At 50.2% G+C, this 17,445-nt stretch carries 18 protein-coding genes; 9 read left to right on the forward strand and 9 right to left on the reverse strand.

The features are described 5' to 3' along the window. Nucleotides 1-50: 50 nt before the first annotated feature. The 6 genes from mltB to KEF85_RS02980 form a co-directional block, all read right to left on the reverse strand. Nucleotides 51-1,034, reverse strand: a complete 984-nt coding sequence (gene mltB / locus KEF85_RS02955) for a lytic murein transglycosylase B (protein WP_215583242.1) — start codon at nucleotides 1,032-1,034, stop codon at nucleotides 51-53. Between the two features lie 37 nt (nucleotides 1,035-1,071). Beyond that, complete coding sequence (gene rodA / locus KEF85_RS02960; RefSeq protein WP_215583243.1) at nucleotides 1,072-2,202, reverse strand: rod shape-determining protein RodA; 1,131 nt, start codon at nucleotides 2,200-2,202, stop codon at nucleotides 1,072-1,074. Continuing rightward, nucleotides 2,192-4,048: a penicillin-binding protein 2 gene (gene mrdA / locus KEF85_RS02965; protein ID WP_215583244.1), complete on the reverse strand. Its 1,857-nt coding sequence runs from the start codon at nucleotides 4,046-4,048 to the stop codon at nucleotides 2,192-2,194. Before mrdA ends, rodA begins: the two co-directional genes overlap by 11 nt. Nucleotides 4,049-4,054: 6 nt before the next feature. Then, complete coding sequence (mreD, locus tag KEF85_RS02970; protein ID WP_215583245.1) at nucleotides 4,055-4,543, reverse strand: rod shape-determining protein MreD; 489 nt, start codon at nucleotides 4,541-4,543, stop codon at nucleotides 4,055-4,057. Next, a complete protein-coding gene (gene mreC, locus KEF85_RS02975) occupies nucleotides 4,530-5,423 on the reverse strand; it encodes a rod shape-determining protein MreC (protein ID WP_215584975.1) in 894 nt (297 codons plus the stop codon). The genes mreD and mreC overlap by 14 nt, the downstream gene beginning before the upstream one ends. A 120-nt stretch (nucleotides 5,424-5,543) precedes the next feature. Continuing rightward, a complete protein-coding gene (locus KEF85_RS02980; protein ID WP_215583246.1) occupies nucleotides 5,544-6,587 on the reverse strand; it encodes a rod shape-determining protein in 1,044 nt (347 codons plus the stop codon). 267 nt (nucleotides 6,588-6,854) lie between these two features. Between KEF85_RS02980 and gatC the strand changes: the two genes are divergently transcribed. The 4 genes from gatC (at nucleotide 6,855) to KEF85_RS03000 (ending at nucleotide 10,574) form a co-directional block, all read left to right on the forward strand. Continuing rightward, complete coding sequence (gene gatC / locus KEF85_RS02985; RefSeq protein ID WP_215583247.1) at nucleotides 6,855-7,142, forward strand: Asp-tRNA(Asn)/Glu-tRNA(Gln) amidotransferase subunit GatC; 288 nt, start codon at nucleotides 6,855-6,857, stop codon at nucleotides 7,140-7,142. An 8-nt stretch (nucleotides 7,143-7,150) separates the two neighbouring features. Further along, on the forward strand, nucleotides 7,151-8,602 hold the full coding sequence (gatA, locus tag KEF85_RS02990; RefSeq protein WP_215583248.1) for an Asp-tRNA(Asn)/Glu-tRNA(Gln) amidotransferase subunit GatA: 1,452 nt from the start codon (nucleotides 7,151-7,153) through the stop codon (nucleotides 8,600-8,602). 55 nt (nucleotides 8,603-8,657) lie between these two features. Next, complete coding sequence (gene gatB / locus KEF85_RS02995) at nucleotides 8,658-10,100, forward strand: Asp-tRNA(Asn)/Glu-tRNA(Gln) amidotransferase subunit GatB (protein ID WP_215583249.1); 1,443 nt, start codon at nucleotides 8,658-8,660, stop codon at nucleotides 10,098-10,100. A gap of 87 nt (nucleotides 10,101-10,187) precedes the next feature. After that, nucleotides 10,188-10,574: a hypothetical protein gene (locus KEF85_RS03000; protein WP_215583250.1), complete on the forward strand. Its 387-nt coding sequence runs from the start codon at nucleotides 10,188-10,190 to the stop codon at nucleotides 10,572-10,574. A gap of 15 nt (nucleotides 10,575-10,589) precedes the next feature. Here KEF85_RS03000 and KEF85_RS03005 read toward each other — a convergent pair whose 3' ends face one another. Further along, nucleotides 10,590-10,934 (reverse strand): hypothetical protein, encoded by a 345-nt coding sequence (locus tag KEF85_RS03005; RefSeq protein ID WP_215583251.1) that lies wholly within the window; start codon nucleotides 10,932-10,934, stop codon nucleotides 10,590-10,592. A gap of 73 nt (nucleotides 10,935-11,007) precedes the next feature. Then, nucleotides 11,008-13,677 (reverse strand): protease pro-enzyme activation domain-containing protein, encoded by a 2,670-nt coding sequence (locus tag KEF85_RS03010; protein WP_215583252.1) that lies wholly within the window; start codon nucleotides 13,675-13,677, stop codon nucleotides 11,008-11,010. Nucleotides 13,678-14,141: 464 nt separating this feature from the next. On the opposite strand from KEF85_RS03010, the gene xrtM reads away from it, so the two are divergent. Further along, complete coding sequence (gene xrtM / locus KEF85_RS03015; protein ID WP_215583253.1) at nucleotides 14,142-14,618, forward strand: exosortase family protein XrtM; 477 nt, start codon at nucleotides 14,142-14,144, stop codon at nucleotides 14,616-14,618. Next, complete coding sequence (locus KEF85_RS03020) at nucleotides 14,605-15,210, forward strand: hypothetical protein (protein WP_215583254.1); 606 nt, start codon at nucleotides 14,605-14,607, stop codon at nucleotides 15,208-15,210. Before xrtM ends, KEF85_RS03020 begins: the two co-directional genes overlap by 14 nt. Nucleotides 15,211-15,258: 48 nt before the next feature. Here the strand turns inward: KEF85_RS03020 and KEF85_RS16780 are convergent, their stop codons facing one another. Beyond that, nucleotides 15,259-15,444 carry a hypothetical protein gene (locus KEF85_RS16780; protein WP_246535027.1) on the reverse strand — a complete coding sequence of 62 codons (186 nt, stop codon included), beginning with the start codon at nucleotides 15,442-15,444 and terminating at the stop codon, nucleotides 15,259-15,261. Here KEF85_RS16780 and KEF85_RS03025 point away from each other — a divergent pair. From KEF85_RS03025 to KEF85_RS17025, 3 genes are read left to right on the forward strand one after another with little or no spacing between them, the layout of a single operon-like run. After that, the gene (locus KEF85_RS03025; protein WP_246535028.1) at nucleotides 15,443-16,438 is read left to right on the forward strand and encodes a transglycosylase SLT domain-containing protein; all 996 of its coding nucleotides are present in this window, start codon (nucleotides 15,443-15,445) and stop codon (nucleotides 16,436-16,438) included. The two genes, KEF85_RS16780 and KEF85_RS03025, sit on opposite strands and share 2 nt — an antisense overlap. Nucleotides 16,439-16,476: 38 nt before the next feature. Then, nucleotides 16,477-17,148 (forward strand): zinc metalloprotease HtpX, encoded by a 672-nt coding sequence (locus KEF85_RS03030; RefSeq protein ID WP_425515586.1) that lies wholly within the window; start codon nucleotides 16,477-16,479, stop codon nucleotides 17,146-17,148. Next, entirely contained in the window at nucleotides 17,123-17,434 is a 312-nt protein-coding gene (locus tag KEF85_RS17025) for a M48 family metalloprotease (RefSeq protein ID WP_425515587.1), read from the forward strand. Before KEF85_RS03030 ends, KEF85_RS17025 begins: the two co-directional genes overlap by 26 nt. Nucleotides 17,435-17,445 lie beyond the last annotated feature (11 nt).

Here is a 17,445-nt window from a genome sequence, read left to right on the forward strand (position 1 = left end):
AATCAAAATGGCTGGCATCATGGCTATTCGGTGCGCATGAGCCAGTGGCATCAATTGGTTGACTTTTTGCGCTCGGCAATGGCCTGACTCAGTTGATAAACGGCCATCGCGTACAAAGGACTATGATTATAGCGAGTGATGACATAAAAATTATGCAACCCGGCCCAAAGTTCGGCACCGTCCTGCAGCGGAAAGCTTAATAATTTGACTTGGAGTTTGGCGGGTAGGGCAGCCGGTAAATGCACTTGTGCTGTGCGCAACTGCTGGACACTGGTATCAGGTTTCACTCCCGATGTCAGGTAGTGCTGATAAGCGTGACCTTTGGCCGAAACCGGCACAACCACGGCTTCGCCGCGCCGCCATTGATTGGCGACAAAATAATGGGCAACACTGGCAATGGCATCGGCGTTGTTATGCCAAATATCCCGTTTGCCATCGTGATCAAAATCCACAGCATAGCTTAAAAAACTGCTGGGCATAAATTGCGGCAAACCCATGGCTCCGGCATAAGAACCCATCGGTTGCAGGGCATCCAGATGTTCATCACGGCTCAATAACAAAAAGCTGGACAGTTCTTTTAAGAAAAAATCGCTGCGTTTCGGATAGGCAAACCCTAAAGTGGATAACGCATCTATCACCCTATACTTGCCGGTATGAGCCCCAAATTTGCTCTCTACGCCAATAATGGCAAGCAAAATCGGAGCCGGTACTCCGTATTCACGTTCCACCGCCTGCAAAGTAGCCGCGTTATCCTGCCAGAACTGTACCCCGGCTGCAATACGCGCCTCAGTCAGAAAAATCTCCCGGTATTGATACCAGGGTTTGGCTTCTGCAGGTTTGCTGATGGCATCCAATATGTTTTGCTGAATTTCCACGGACGCAAATTGCTGGCGCAACGCACTTTCCTGGAAATGGTGGCGTTGCACCATGGTGTGAATAAAACTTTCAAAGCTGTCGGTTGCAGCGACAGCAGCCCAGCCGAACTGATAGGGTAAAACAGTCAGCAATAATGCTAAAGTGAGTTTAAATTTCATAAATAGTCTGAATATATAGTCAGGGTTGCCTGTGTTATTACACTGGCAATAATTTGCGATGAGTATGAATCGACATCAAAATGCCAAAGCCGGCCATCAGTGTCACCATCGAAGTACCGCCATAACTCACCATAGGCAAGGGTACGCCGACTACCGGTAATACCCCAATCACCATGCCGATATTGACAAATACATAGACAAAAAACGTAAAAGCCAGACTGCCGGCCAACAAACGGCCATAAGTATCCTGAGCTTGCACGGCAATATAAAAACAGCGGCTGATCACCAGCAAATACAATAACAATAAGCCGACGCAACCAAATAAACCAAATTCTTCGGCAAACACCGCAAAAATAAAATCGGTAGAGCTTTCCGGTAAAAAATCCAGCTCGGCCTGACTACTGCCCAGCCAGCCCTTACCGTTGATGCCGCCTGAGCCGATAGCAATTTTTGACTGGATAATATGATAACCAGCCCCCATCGGGTCGGCTTCCGGGTTGATAAAAGTCAGCACCCGGTTCCGTTGATACTCCCGCATAAAATGCCATAATAGTGGTGTCAAACAGCCCAGCAGTGTTATCCCTCCCAACATTACCCACCAGGACAATCCGGCAAAAAACAGTACGGCTGCCCCGGAACTGGCTACCAGTAACGCAGTGCCCAAATCGGGTTGTTTGGCAATTAATAATACCGGCAGGCTCAAAAAGCCGGTGGCGATAGCGACATGCTTGGCCTTGGGCGGTAAGGCATGTTCAGACAGATACCAGGCCACCATCATGGGGGCGCTGAGTTTAGTCAGTTCAGAAGGCTGAAAACGGAAAAACCCCAAATCCAGCCAACGCTGCGCACCTTTGCCGATTTGGCCCATTACCATTACCGCCAGCAGCAGCAATACGCAAATCGTGAATAGTACCAGCGAAAAGTTCTGAAACTGGCGAGGATTGATGTGGGCAAGTACCGTCATCAGCAATAGCGCCAGCCCCATGTGGGTACCGTGCCGAATCAACACCGCAATTTTTTGGCCGCCGGCGCTGTATAAAATCACAAAACTTAAGGCGCAGATCATCAGTAATCCCAGCAACAGCGGAATATCGATATGTAATTTACGTAATAAATTACCGATCAGTGACGGCGAATTAAAATGCTCTTGGCGGGTTTCATTTTTCATCAGGCTTGGCTTTTTTAGGATTCAGATAGGCATCAATAATTTCGCCGGCTATCGGCGCCGCTACCGAGCCACCGTGGCCACCATGTTCTGCAATAACTGCCACGGCAATCTGTGGATCGTGCACCGGGGCAAATGAGATGAATAAGGCGTGGTCGCGCATTTTAAAATCAATGGCGTCCTCATTATATTTTTCTTCCTGTTTAATGGTAAATACCTGGGCGGTACCGGTTTTGCCGGCGATTTGATAACCCACCGCTTTATCCAGCTTACCAGCAGTACCGCGTGCTCCATGCACCACATTAGTCATGGCCAGAATAATATTGTCCACATTTTGTTCTTTCAGGGGGATTACTTCATCGGGCAGTAATTCAATCGAATCGGCATAGTCGGCATTGATAATCTGTTGCACCAGATGCGGCGTAATCACCTTGCCGTGATTGGCCAGCGTAGCCACCGCTTTAGCCAACTGTAACGGTGTGGCCTGCATATAGCCCTGACCAATACCTGTGATTAAAGTTTCACCCGGATACCAGGCCTGATTGCGATTGGCCTTTTTCCATTCCTTGGACGGCAATAAGCCATCCACTTCGCCAACCAGATCAATGCCGGTGCGTTTACCAAACCCAAATTTGTCCAGAAACTCATGTATGCGGTCTATGCCCAGCGCCAGCGCCAGATCATAAAAATACACGTCACAGGATTGGGTGATGGCCTCGTTCATATCCACTACTCCGTGGCCCCATTTTTTCCAGTCCCGGTATTTATGTTCTACATTGGGTAGCCGATAATAACCAGGGCAAAACAAACGATGACCAAAATCGGCAACACCGTATTCCAGACCAGCCAATCCCAGAAATGGTTTCACCGTTGATCCGGGCGGATATTGGCCGCGCAGAGCCCGGTTGTACAGGGGTTGATCCGGCGAATCCTGCAAGGCCTTATAGTCCTTGGCGGAAATGCCAGACACAAATGGATTGGGGTCAAAGCCTGGCCGGCTGGCAAACACTAAAACCCCGCCGGTCTTGATGTCTATTGCTACTGCAGCCCCGTTGAATTCACCCAGAGCATCGTAAGCAATTTTTTGCAGATCGATATCCAGCGTCAAATAGATATTGGCTCCGGCTATCGGCTCAGTAGTGGATACGGTATTAACCGCTCTAGCCTGGGCATTGGTCTCAATTTCTGCATAGCCGGCGGTACCGTGCAGCTGGTTTTCATAGTTTTTTTCGATACCGTTCTTACCGATGAAATCGGTGCCACGGTATTCAGCGATGGGCAGAACTTTTAATTCCTGCTCATTGATTCTACCGACATAACCCACCACATGCGCGGCCAGATCGGCATAAGGATAATAACGCACCAGTCTGGCATAAACATCCACACCGGGAAAATACGGGCGCACCACCGCAAATTTCGCCACATCCTCTTCAGTCAGATTTTGCAGTAAGGGTGTGGTGGTAAATGATTTGTTACGTTTGCGCAGTTTTTGAAACAAATCAATTTTTTCATCGGAAATATTCAGCAACTGCTGCAGTTTTTGCAGGGTATCGTCCAGATTTTCAATCTGTTCCGGAATCAATTCCAGGCTGTAAGTCGGCACGTTTTGCGCCAGCATTCGGCCGCGGCGATCATAGATAATGCCGCGAGTCGGCGGCAAAGGTGAAATCTTGATGCGGTTGTCTTTTGATAAGGTGGCGTAATGCTCATGGCCGACAATCTGTAGATACACCAAACGCACGACCAGACCGGCAATCAACAGCATAATCAGCACGAAAGCGGCGACGACACGGCTTAAAAAAATCCGGTTTTCCGCCAGAGAATCTTTGATGGCAAACTTTCTATCCATACAGCATCAGGCGATACGCGTTACCACGCGGATATAACGCATCACCCCAAATACCAGCGGCCAAACCAACGCCGCGCTGATCACCGGATACCAAAAATCATAGGATAAGCGGTTGCCAGCTTTCATGCTTTCTGTGCCGAAAATAATGCTTTCCGAGCCTAACACACAAAAAAACACAAACACACATTGCTGAATGATCGGAAATTGGCGCAGCCGCCGGTGTTCACGAATGCTAAAGTAAGCCATCAAGGCATAAATCAAGGCATATTGCCCCAAAAGCCGCCCGGTCAATACATCAGTCAGCAAGCCCACCCACCAGGCGGTAAACACCCCAAACCGTTCCGGCAAGGCAATACACCAGTAGATCAGTACCAGCAATACCCAGTCCGGATTAAACGGGTCCAGGCTGGGCCAGATGGAGGTTACGCGCAATATCATCGCTGCGGCGATGGTCAGCATGTAGTAAAAATAGGCAAAAGCGTCAGGGCGCGGCATGGCTGGACTCAGAACCGGTCGATGGTTTGGCTTGATCGTGTTCACCCAGCACTACTGGCGTGGTATCGCTCCACACAATCAAAAATTCGCGGCTGGAATCCAGTTGCGCTTTAGGCGTGGCGTAAATATTGGCAAAGGATTTATCCGGTCTGGCTTCAAACTTGTCCACCACTGCCACCGGATAACCGGCTGGAAAACCCCCGCCCAGACCCGATGTGACCAGCAAATCGCCCGGCACAATATCGGCATTATTGGCCAGAAACGGCAAATGCAGACGATTGGGCTGGCCGGTGCCGAAGGCAATTGTCCGCAAACCATTACGGTTCACTTCCACCGGAATGGCGTGATTGGGGTCGGTAATCAGCATGACTTCAGAGGTGTTGGGCAAGGCCCTGATTACCTGGCCGACGATGCCGTTGGCATCCAGTACCGGCTGTTTAGGGTGGACACCAAAGCGGGTGCCTTTGTTGACCACCACGGTATGTTCATAAGGTTCCAGCTTCACAGACAACAGCTCGGCCACCAGCACCTGTTCGCCAAGTTGAAAAGAATTTTCCAGCAGCAGGCGCAAGCGGATGTTTTCTTTTTCCAGTGCCGCCAGTTTCAGCAGCTTGCCGTCGTTAATCAGCTGTATTTCTTTCAGGCGCTGATTCTCCTTTTGTAATTCCACATAAGAAATTACAGTGCTGGATAGCCGGTGGATAGTGTCAGCCGGAAGACTTGCCAGATTTTGTAGAGGGTAAACAGCAAAAGCCAGCAAGGAACGCAAAGAGTTCAGTTTAGCGCCGCGATAATCGATCACCAGTAGCGTAATCGATACCAGTACGGCCACCAGCAGACGTGTATTTAAGGAAGGCCCGGTAGCAAATAAGAGTTTTATAGTACAACCTCAAACAATCAGTAATAAAATGCCGTGTCAGCAGGGATGAACAGCTTCCCAGTCCTGGCTTGGGCTACCGTGCTGAGCTTGGAGTTCCTTATCTTGCCGGGCCGGGTGGGTTTATTCCAGCGAAAACGCTGAAGCCCCTTTTGAGTCCAGCATTTCCAGAATAATGCCGCCGCCGCGTGCCACACAAGTCAGTGGATCATCGGCAATATACACCGGCAAACCGGTTTCTTCAGAAATCAGTCGGTCTATATCTTTCAGCAAAGCGCCGCCGCCGGTCAGCACAATCCCGCGACTAGCCACATCTGCGCCCAGTTCCGGTGGGGTTTGCTCCAGCGCCACTTTCACGGCACTAACGATGCCGGACAGAGGTTCCTGTAAGGCTTCCAGAATTTCATTGCTGTTCAAAGAGAAGCTGCGCGGTACGCCTTCAGCCAGATTGCGGCCTGTCACCTGCATTTCCCGTACTTCGCTGCCCGGATAAGCGGCACCGATAGTGTGTTTGATTTTTTCAGCGGTGGCTTCACCGATCAGGGTGCCGTAATTACGGCGCACATAACTGATAATGGATTCATCGAATCGATCGCCGCCTATCCGTACCGAAGCCGAATAAACGATGCCGTTTAAGGAAATAACCGCCACTTCGGAAGTACCGCCGCCAATGTCCAGCACCATGGAACCATGTGCGGCTTCAACCGGTAAACCCGCACCTACCGCCGCCGACATCGGCTCTTCAATCAGATATACCTCGCGGGCGCCGGCCATCGCCGCAGATTCGCGGATGGCGCGTCTCTCTACTTGAGTTGAACCACAAGGCACGCAAATCAGGATGCGTGGGCTGGGTCTGAGTAACTTGTTTTCGTGCACTTTTTTGATAAAGTGGCGCAACATGCGTTCAGTGACGGCAAAGTCGGCAATTACCCCGTCTTTCAGAGGGCGAATCGCGGTAATATTGCCCGGCGTACGACCGAGCATGCTTTTGGCATCCGAACCGATCGCGGCGATGGTTTTTTGGCCACGCACCTTGTCTTCTTTGATTGCAACAACCGAAGGCTCATTAAGCACAATTCCTTGGCCAGGAACGTAAATTAGCGTATTTGCCGTCCCTAAATCGATAGATAAATCGTTAGAAAAAAGGCCACGAATGCGTTTGAACATGATTTCACCAGACTACACAGAAAATCCCACTACTTTAACAATCAAGCAGGCAGTTGGGCAAGATATAAAGTATTATATAGCGTTTCGCAGAGTAAAATATAGCAAGTGCACTGCAAAATTCGGCAAGCGAAATCATGCCTAGGCGCAAGCAGGCATTCTTGCTGGTGTGCCCGCTGCTGTGTTTAAACCTCGGTTGCGTACCGGCGGCAGTCTGCCGGCTGAAATTACCCTGCATTGCCTAAATATAGTAAAACTTGGAGCCCAGCCATGTCCTTGACTGCTGATGATGTCAAAAAAATTGCCCACCTGGCCAGACTGGGTATTGCTGCTGATGATATAGCACAATATGCAGACGATTTAACCGGCATACTGAATTTAATGACCCAAATGGGTCAATTACCCACAGCTGGTGTACTACCCATGTCGCATCCGTTGGATCAGACCCAGCGCCTGCGTGACGATGTGGTCAGCGAAACCGATCAGCACCGGCATTTCCAGAGTATAGCCCCGCAAACTGAGGCTGGTCTGTATCTGGTGCCAAAAGTAATTGATTAAGGACAAATATGCACAACAAGACTCTTACCGATCTGGCGACTGGTCTGCGCCAAAAAAAGTTTTCCAGTGTCGAACTAACCCAGGCATTTCTGGCCCGCATTCAAAAATATCGCGACCTCAATACCTTTATTACTGTCAGCCCGGAAACCGCGCTGCTACAGGCGAAGGCGGCCGATAAGGCTTTGGCCGCTGGTGTGGCCGGGCCTTTAACCGGTATCCCGATAGCGCATAAAGATATTTTTTGTACCCAAGGCATTAAAACCAGTTGCGGTTCCAAAATGCTGGATAACTTTATTGCCCCATACGATGCCACAGTGGTGGAAAAATTTAATCTGGCCGGTACTGTGACCCTGGGCAAATTGAATATGGATGAATTTGCCATGGGTTCTTCCAATGAAACCAGTTTCTATGGGCCGGTACGCAATCCCTGGAACGAAAACCTGGTGCCTGGTGGCTCTTCCGGTGGTTCCGCTGCTGCAGTAGCTGCCGGGCTGGTGCCGGCGGCTACCGGTACTGATACCGGTGGATCGATCCGTCAGCCGGCCGCATTATGCGGCATAACCGGTCTTAAACCCACTTATGGCAGGGTCTCGCGTTACGGCATGATAGCCTACGCCTCCAGTCTTGATCAGGGTGGGCCGATGACCCGCAATGCGGCCGATGCCGCTGCTTTATTGCAAGTTATGGCTGGTTTTGATCCTAAAGACTCCACCAGTGCCGATACCCCGGTGCCGGATTACAGTGCCGGTTTACAGGATAGTTTGCAAGGTCTGAAGATTGGTCTGCCCGCTGAGTTTTTTAGCGCTGATCTCGATCCTGAAATTGCTGCCCTGATTCAGGCGGCGATCAGTGAATACGAAAAACTCGGTGCGCAAATTAAAGAAGTCTCCATGCCCAATTTAAGCCATGCCATACCGGCTTATTATGTAATCGCTTCAGCAGAATGTTCCTCTAATCTGTCTCGTTTTGACGGCGTACGTTTTGGTTATCGCTGCCAGAAACCGGCAGATCTGAGTGATTTGTATACCCGTTCGCGTGGTGAGGCCTTTGGGGCTGAAGTCAAACGTAGAATTTTGATGGGTACTTATGCGCTGTCGGCCGGTTATTACGATGCCTATTATCTGAAAGCCCAGCAGGTACGGCGCTTAATTAGTGAAGATTTTAAGCGGGCACTCAGTGAGGTGGATGTGTTGATGGGGCCGGTTACGCCTAGCGTTGCCTTCAGTCTGGGCGAAAAAACCGGCGATCCGATTCAGATGTATTTGTCGGATATTTACACCATAGCCATCAATCTGGCTGGATTACCGGCCATGTCCATTCCAGCTGGTTTCATAGACACCAAACCGGTTGGCCTGCACATTATTGGTAATTATTTCAGTGAAGCGCGTTTGCTTAATATTGCTCATCAATACCAGCAAGCCACGGACTGGCATGTGCAAACGCCGCGTGGTTATAAATAAGCCTTAACCGGAAAACCTGAGCCAGGTTGTTGCCGAATACAGCGAGGAAAAAACTATGAATTCACAATGGGAAGCCGTTATCGGCCTGGAAATCCACACCCAGTTGGCCACCAAATCCAAAATCTTTTCTGGAGCCGCCACTGCTTACGGAGCCGAACCCAATAGTCAGGCTTGTGCCGTTGATTTGGGTTTGCCTGGCGTATTGCCGGTATTAAACCGTGAGGCAGTGCGTATGGCTGTTACCTTTGGTTTGGCTATTGATGCCGAAATTGCACCGCAATCGATATTTGCCCGCAAAAACTATTTTTACCCTGATTTACCCAAGGGCTATCAAATCAGCCAGTTTGAACTGCCGATAGTCGGCAAAGGTTATCTGGATATTGAAGTTGATGGTGAACAAAAACGCATTGGTATCACCAGAGCCCATCTGGAAGAAGATGCCGGTAAATCTTTGCATGAAGATTTTCATGGTTTGAGCGGTATAGACTTAAATCGGGCCGGCACACCTTTGCTGGAAATCGTCTCAGAACCTGATTTGCGTTCCGCCAAGGAAGCCGTAGCCTATATGCGCCAGCTCCATGAGCTGGTGCGCTATCTGGAGATCTGCGACGGCAATATGCAGGAAGGTTCGTTTCGCTGTGATGCCAATGTCTCGGTCAAGCCCAAAAGTCAAACCGAATACGGGGTACGGGTGGAAATTAAAAACATCAATTCCTTTAAATTTGTCGAAAAAGCCATCAATTACGAAATAGAGCGGCATATCGATGTATTGGAAGGCGGTGGCCGTATCATTCAGGAAACCCGGCTGTATGATGCGAACAAAGATGAAACCCGTTCCATGCGCAGCAAGGAAGAGGCCAACGACTATCGCTATTTTCCTGATCCCGATTTATTGCCGGTTATTGTCGAAGAAGCACTGAAAACTGAAATTCGCGCCACTTTGCCGGAACTGCCGCACGTTAAAAAGCAGCGTTTTATTGAACAATATGGGCTAGATACAGAAACAGCAGGCATCCTGACCTCGTCACGGGAACTGGCTGATTATTATGAAGCGCTGGTTAAAGAATCCGGTGTGGAAGCCAAGCTGTGCAGTAACTGGCTAAGCGGCGATGTCCTGGGTGCCTTGAACAAAGCTGGGCTGGAAATCAGCCACAGCCCGGTAGACAGTCTGCGTCTGGCCGGATTGCTGAAGCGCATAGCCGATAACACCATTTCCGGGAAAATTGCCAAACAGGTGTTCGATAAAATGTGGCACAGTCAGCTCAGCGCTGATGAAATTATCGAGCAGGATGGTTTGGTGCAAATCACCGATACCGGCGCAATTGAAGCTATTATCGACGCCATCATTGCCGCAAACCCAGGTCAGGTTGAGCAATATCGTAGCGGCAAAGACAAGGTATTCGGATTCTTTGTCGGGCAAGTCATGAAGCAGACTCAGGGCAAAGCTAACCCTGCTGAAGTTAACAAAATGCTGATTGCCAAACTGACTGGGAATTGATAATAACCGGGCTAGGTAAGCTTGATTTCGTGTTGCTGAATCGAGGCTGAATAATTACCACTTACTAATCTTAAACAAAGCTGATATATGAGCCGTCAGATACCGTTCCAACTGGAAAATTTTAGCGGGCATTGCGATACCCTGTTGCGGGTTGGTATTGATCCTGGATTGGTTTTGTACACCAATCAACATGCCAGCAACGGCAAACCGGCGGCCAGATTGCTGGCCGATGCAGACCGCGACATTGTCCAGGCTTATCTAAATGCCCCTAGTGATGAAGTATTCAAACGTCTGGTGGCTCAGGGCGTATTTCTGGATACCGAATGGGATCGCAATACCAGTAACTGGCAAATCATAGACTTTGCCGGTTGGGAAGTGTTGCATGATGCCTTCAGCCGTCTACATGCCAAATCCGATAAAGCTTTGCAAACGCTTACCGGCTTATCCGACCGGGACATCCACGAAACCACCTGAAATTTTTACCCCATGTTACTGAATACTGAACTGAATAATCTGGCAATAACCGTTACTATCACGATTGCTGGATAAAGTAACGGTACTGCCCAGGCTTTTGGCTGTCAGCAATATCGTGGCATTCAGTTTGTAATTAATATCGGTATTCAATAAATAGGCGCTGGTATTGGTATTGCCGCACAGAGCCGGTGCATTTTTCAGTGATACTGTAAAAGTGTTGCTGGAAGCAGCAGTACTTGCCCCCTGAATAATATCAATCTGTCCGCTGACCTGGCCGTCAAAAGCTGTTGCCAGCTGCGGAACCAAAACCGCTGTGATTACATAGACTGCCTGCAGTATAGCCGCACGATAGTTTTTCATTTTTCTCATCCTCTCTGGAAGTTTCCTGGGTTTGCGGTAAGGTATAAAAATTAATACAGGTAAGCAGCCGTAGTTACGGGCTGAACTTTCGGTGTCGAACAAGCATGGCCGCCAGCAGCAGAGCCAATACCAGTTCCATCCACGCTGACAGCAGCGGGGCAGGGGTGGGCAGGGCTGCGGTGACCGTTTCTGTCAGGCCGGCGGAACTGGCGCCGGCGTTATTGGCGTCTCCCGAATAAACCGCACTGAGCGTGTCATTGCCGGTGATATTAATATGATTGGTGGTTAAAGCGGCAACGCCGCCAACCAAGCTGACCGGACTATCCAGTGCGGCACCATTCAAATAAAACTGGATGCTGCCGCTTGGGCTAGCCCCGCTTACAGTTGCAGTAATGGTCAGGCTTTGCCCGGCACTAATGGTGGGGGCTGATACTGCAATACTGATGCTGGGTGCAGCCAGCACGAATTCGGATAGAGCAGAGACTGTCGAGCTGGGCAAATTATTGTTATCGCCTAGATAGTGGGCTGTGATCAGATTAGTGCCGCTGCTGGTCAACGCAGCAGTGGTCAGGCTGGCGACTCCGCCGGACAATGTGGCGGTGTGGTCCAATGCCACGCCGTTAGCCAAAAATTGTACCGAACCGCTTGGTACATCACCGCTGACATTGGCGGTCAGAGTCAGGGCTTGGCCTGCCGTGATGCTGGCAGCAGAGCTGCTGATACTGATATTGGTATTACTGGGGTTAAGCAGGGAGCTGCTGATATTGCTGATCGCGGCACGCAAGGTTTTATTATTGGCATTGCCGTAATCACGCCAGTGTCGGATCAAAATATTGGCATCCACCGAGCCCAGGCCGGTGGCCAGGTTATAGGCGGTGCCGGTGGCTGTGTAGCCAATCTGGCCCGGTACCGAATTATTTCCGGATAGGGTGGGATGAAAATAGCCATAACTGCCGTTGCTCTGCAATTGTGATAAACCATAAAGCGTGGGATTAATATTACCCAGCCGGCCACCATTATATTGCACCGCCAGTGCCAGAATACCGGCAAAAGCCGGTGTGGCTGCTGAAGTTCCGCCGATAAACTGCTGAGTCACCACGCCATTTACCGTTATCCAGATCTGATAACTATCATGCAGTGCTGCGGTCATGGAAACATCGGGCACATCTCTAACCCCATCTGCAGGCACTCCCCCGGCAACTTGCCAATTGGGTTTACTCCAGAACTGACTTTTGCCGCCGCCGGAGGCATACAACACAGTGCCGCTTTCATTCCACACTACTTCGGGTATATAGCCGGTTGCTGTGGTGTAAGGTGTTTGCGCCGGATTATTGCTTAACCAGTAAGATGTATTGCTACCCTCATTAAATTCAGTACCGCCAACACAGGTACTATAGGGTGAGCTGCACAAGCCATTGATCCCTAAGCCATTGCTGGCTGTTGAGTTGCTTGATGCATCGCAACCGGCCGCGCCGCTGTCCCCGGACGACACTACCACAGTCGTGCCCTGAGCAGCGGCCTGTTGCCATAGGTTATTGTAATAGTTTAAATAAGTGCTGCCCATACTTTGTTCACAGGCACCGTAACTCAGGCTGATCACATCGGCCAAATTATTGGTAACGGTGTATAAAGCCGAATAAGTAATACCATCACCCTGGACTGTGAAGTGATTTACCGTTAATGGCCCGCCCGGTGAAGTGACGAATTTCACGGTAGCCTGCGGGGCAATGGCCCCGGCCCATTCCAGATCCAGCGTCGATTCGGTCTGATCGCTGCTCACATAACCCGGATCACCGTTGGCTTGCACAACTATCGGCAGATTCACGGTTGTGAAGGGCGGTTGATTAACGGTTTGAAATTTGGAAATATCCCCCAGCAACACATCAGTTTTTCCAAGTACCGCAATGGTGACGCCGCTGCCGTTAATATTGGCGGCATACAGTGGATTGATGTCGTAAATGGCGGCAAAATCACTGGGGGTCAGATAGTGACTAGTGGAAGTCAGATTCAGATAAGGCGCAATCAAGTCGGTGTTCGCATCCGGAAGGATATTGGGCGTCAGACTGGAGCCGGGAGTGGATGGAGTGGTCGACGGCTTGCGAGACTTGCTCTGAAAATCATGTAAATTCACAATCCCGCTCACTACTGAAGAAAGTGCCGCCGGAATCTGAGGTTCGCTGCTGTTGGCAATATGATTTTCACCTTGCCAGAGATAATTGTGAATTTCAGTATGAAAAGCCTGTTTTACTTGGGCTGCCGTGCCGCTAAACACGATGGTGTGAGCGCCGCTGAGCTGATCGGTCACGCTAAAGCCATGACTGGTCAGATAATTTTTAATAGTGGTGATATCTTGTGCCGCCACGCCGAAGTGATTGCCGAATTCTTCCGGTGTTAACCAGTGATGGTATTCGGGGGAGCCGGGTGTTTGCTGGGCCTGGGTAAACGCATCCAGTTCCGCCTGTTGGCTAGCGGAAGGTTGCAATACTAAGATCATGTTTTGTAACACCAGTTCTGCATTCACCGGACCCTGGTCGATACTGGTATTCAGTGCCGGATGACGGTTACCGTGCAGTGTTACCCGGTCTTGGTCATCTATAGCATGAGTCAGGCGGATTTTTGGCGCTACGCTTTTGATGGAGTCGGGTACTCGGGCCGAAACCTCAGTTATGCTGGACAGCATAAAGACAAGCAGCAAACCCTTGCTTATGCTGATCACAGCACGTTTATGATCTATTAAACTCATCTCTATAACCTCTTTGAGGGCAACGCAACGGATAACCGTTAATAATGCAGATTACACGTGCCGGAGAGATAGATGCTGGAGTGCCTGAGCTGACAAGGGACGCTCTTTGCCGGAAATCCAGTTGCGGCATTGAAGTGCAATAAGCTAAATTAAATCCTTTCAAATACTTGCAATAGGCTTAAGACGACTGCTTGCAAGTCCGGATATTTTTACCACAAAATACAAAATATGGCTATTAAAAATAAACGGTTATTATGGCAACACCATGACAGCCAGATAAAATAAATGTTAAACCAGTTTAACCGGACATATAGCTTCAGATAGCGGCCAAGTACAAAACAGTGCTTAAGTTGCCAACTTAGTTTTATACTAAACCTCTACAATCCCGCTTCTCGCCGACCACTATGGCTTACCCCGTTTCTGCAGCAAACTCCAGTTCATCCCGTTACTATGGGCAGCTAGTCTTGTTTGCCCTGATTTATGGGCTTTGTCATTACGCCTATTTTCAATTGCCTAATCAGTTGCTGGCCGAATTGATTTATTACCAAACTCTGACTCGTGAATGTGCCGCGTTGATCAATGCCGTAGCGCCGACAGAAGGCGTAGCCGCCATGCAAAACCATATCGTTTCAGCCCGCGCCGACTTGGCCATCGTGCGGGGATGTGATGGTGCCGGTGGTTTTTTTCTGGTACTGGCAGCCGTATTGGTGTTTCCGGCGGCGATGCGTCGTAAACTGAGCGGGATTGCTACGGTATTCACTGGCTTATATATCTTGAATATCCTGCGGATTTGCGCCATCTACTTTATAAGTGCCTATCAGCCTAGCTGGTTCAGTCTGGTACATGTTTATCTGGCCCCGACCTTGTTTATCATGACTGCTTGTGGTCTGTTTGCCTATTGGGCCGCCGGGGTGGCTGGCGTTGTTCATGTCAGGCACTGATCTGCCGCGCTTGGTGTGGCGCGGTCTGGCCACTTGGCTGTTGCTTTCCCTGCTGGGCTGGTTCTGGGCGCAACCATTGTTGGGCTGGTTTATCCCTTATATAGAATGGATTATCGGGTTGGCGGCAAATGCCTATCGCGCCCATGTCAGCCTGAATGGGGCAGGTGCCGAGGCCAATCTGGAGTTACAGATGGTGTTGCAGCAGCCCTTGGCTCTGAGCGCCCAGCAAACCCTGAAACCGGGCATCAAATTAACCGTAGTGCATCATGTGCTGCATGATCTGGCCCCGTTGATCGTAGAATTTAGTCTGCTGCTGATTTGGCCGGTAGTTAGCCTGCGGCAGCGCCTGTTGTTACTACTGGCGGGAATACCCGCTGCTTTCGCAGTGCTGGGTCTGACCACACCTTTTGTGCTGTTGGGTTTACTGGAAATTCAGTTACAGCAAATCGCCCTCTATTATCACTTCATTCGCCCGGAACCCTGGATTTTACAATGGCTGTATTTTTGTGAAATGGGGGGCAACTGGTTATTGGCGATTAGTGCGGCCTTACTCTGTGTGCGATTGATCCACGTCACCAGGCCCAGTGCTTAAACCGCTGCGCAGCTTGAGTTATTCACTCTATAATGCCGACATGACCAGTCAAATACCACCTGCCAAACCAGTTAAACCCAAGGCCAAGCCTGGGCCCAAGCCTAAGCCTAAGCCTAAGCCTAAGCCTAAGCCTAAGCCTAAGCCTAAGCCTAAGCCTAAGCCTAAGTCAGTTGTTACGGCTGGTACCCCCCTCAAGCCGTGCCGTAAACCCAAGCCGCCGGTAGCCAAAGTCATGGTGCAGCGCTTCAAACCCGGTTTGCGCCGCAGTCTGTCCTGGTTGGTGCTGGAAATCTTCAGTTTGGGTACTGCGGTTGTGTTTACCACCATGCTGGCCATAGGCTATGCCGCCTATCGTTTTGGTGGTAGTGATTTTTTGGAAAATCTGTTGCCGTTTGTGCTGGGCATTGCCGGCTGGATTGTGCTATTGGCTGTGCTGCTTAATTTGTGGGGCCGATTACGGCTGCGGCTGTTGCAGACAAGCTGGTCCTTGCCGGCCTTGCTGAGCTTGATACTCGCCGTTGCCGTGACTAGTCTGGGTTTACAGCCGGAAAATCGGGCAATGTCCGACCATTTTCGCGGATTACTGGGCGGTAGACAACAAGCCGCCAAACTGAATCTGGCCCATCAGGTCTATGCCGCTTACCGGCGTTACACCGAAACCGATTTGCAAGCCATGATAGACCGCGCCCAGCTCTATGATGCCGATATCCGCGATGCTGCCGCCAGTTATGATCTGGATCTGGATGTCTTAATGGGGGTAGCCGCCACCGAATCCTCATTTCTGCCCCGCGACAGCGTGGATGGTGGTCATGGATTATTTCAAATTACCGCTGTGCCCAAATTCATTCAGGATCAGGCCCAGCAACAACTGGGGGTGGATAAATTATCCATGCTGGATAATCGCCATAATGCTTTTGTTGCGGCCGCCACCTTAAAATATTATTTGGCCGAGATGAATAACGATTTGTTTCTGGGCCTATTGGCTTATAACATTGGGCCGCGCAACGGTGGTTTAAAATTTATCATGGAGCAATACGGCGCTACCGACTTTGTCAGCATGCAGCCGTATTTGCAGCAATTGCCCAGAGATTATCCGATTCGGGTGTTATCTCATTCTTTGGCGTTTCGCATCTGGCATCACGAAGGCCGGCTGCTGGCCTATCAGGATGGTGACAACGCTCTGCATATCCAGCGCTTGGGTATTCCTGGTTTGTTGAATATGCTGTAATAAATACAACTCGGTAATGCCGGGACGGCAGGTAAAACATGAAATCTCAATCTATACTTCATCGTCATCATTGGGCCAATCAATTACAAACCGGTCTGTTAGTCCTGCTGCTGTTAGGTATTGGTGGCTTAACCGGCAGTCTGTTGCTGGGTGAATTGGGCTTTTGGTTAGCGGCCGGCGGGGTTGTTTTTGTGCTGTTATTCGAGCCGATTGCCGCTTGGCGCTTAACTCTGCAGCTTTACCGTGCCCAGCGGATTTACCCTACCGAAGCACCTACTTTATGGCATATCGTCCAAACCCTCTCTGAACGGGCGGCGCTGCCCAATGCGCCGGTGTTATATCTGGTGCCCAGCAATGTGATTAATGCCTTTGCGGTTGGCAATCGTAAACACTCCGCCATAGCCTTAAGCTATGGTTTGCTCAGCCAATTAAGTCAGCGTGAATTAGTTGGGGTGTTGGGTCACGAAATTGCCCACATTGTTCATGGCGACTTAAAGGTGCTGGGTTTGGCAGATTACGTTAGCCGTCTGACCAATCTGTTTTCGCTGGTCGGGCAATTAATGGTGGTACTGTCGCTGCCGCTTTTATTCATCAAGGGCGTCCAGGTTCAATTTAATCTGGTTGCGCTATTGATACTGATCTTCTCGCCTCATTTGGCCATCCTCGCCCAACTGGGGCTCACGGGTGCGGGAATACAATGCCGATCTTAAGGCGGCTGCATTGACCGGCGACCCAATCGGTCTGGCTTATGCCTTGGTAAGAATCGAAACAGTAAGCCGTTCCTGGCTGGCCGTTTTGTTGCCAGGGTGGGGTAATCCTCAGCCCTCGTGGTTACGTAGTCATCCGCCCACCCAAGAACGCATCAGTCGTTTGCAGCAATATGCCCAAAGCAACACCTCCCAACACATCTTGTCAGTGGCTGATATGCCGTTCGCTCCCGAAGCGCAGCTGTCCAAGCGCGCACCCCGCTGGCAGATCGGCGGATTATGGCACTAAGCCGGCCGCCG

The organism is Methylomonas paludis (assembly GCF_018734325.1).
GTDB classification, from domain to species: domain Bacteria; phylum Pseudomonadota; class Gammaproteobacteria; order Methylococcales; family Methylomonadaceae; genus Methylomonas; species Methylomonas paludis.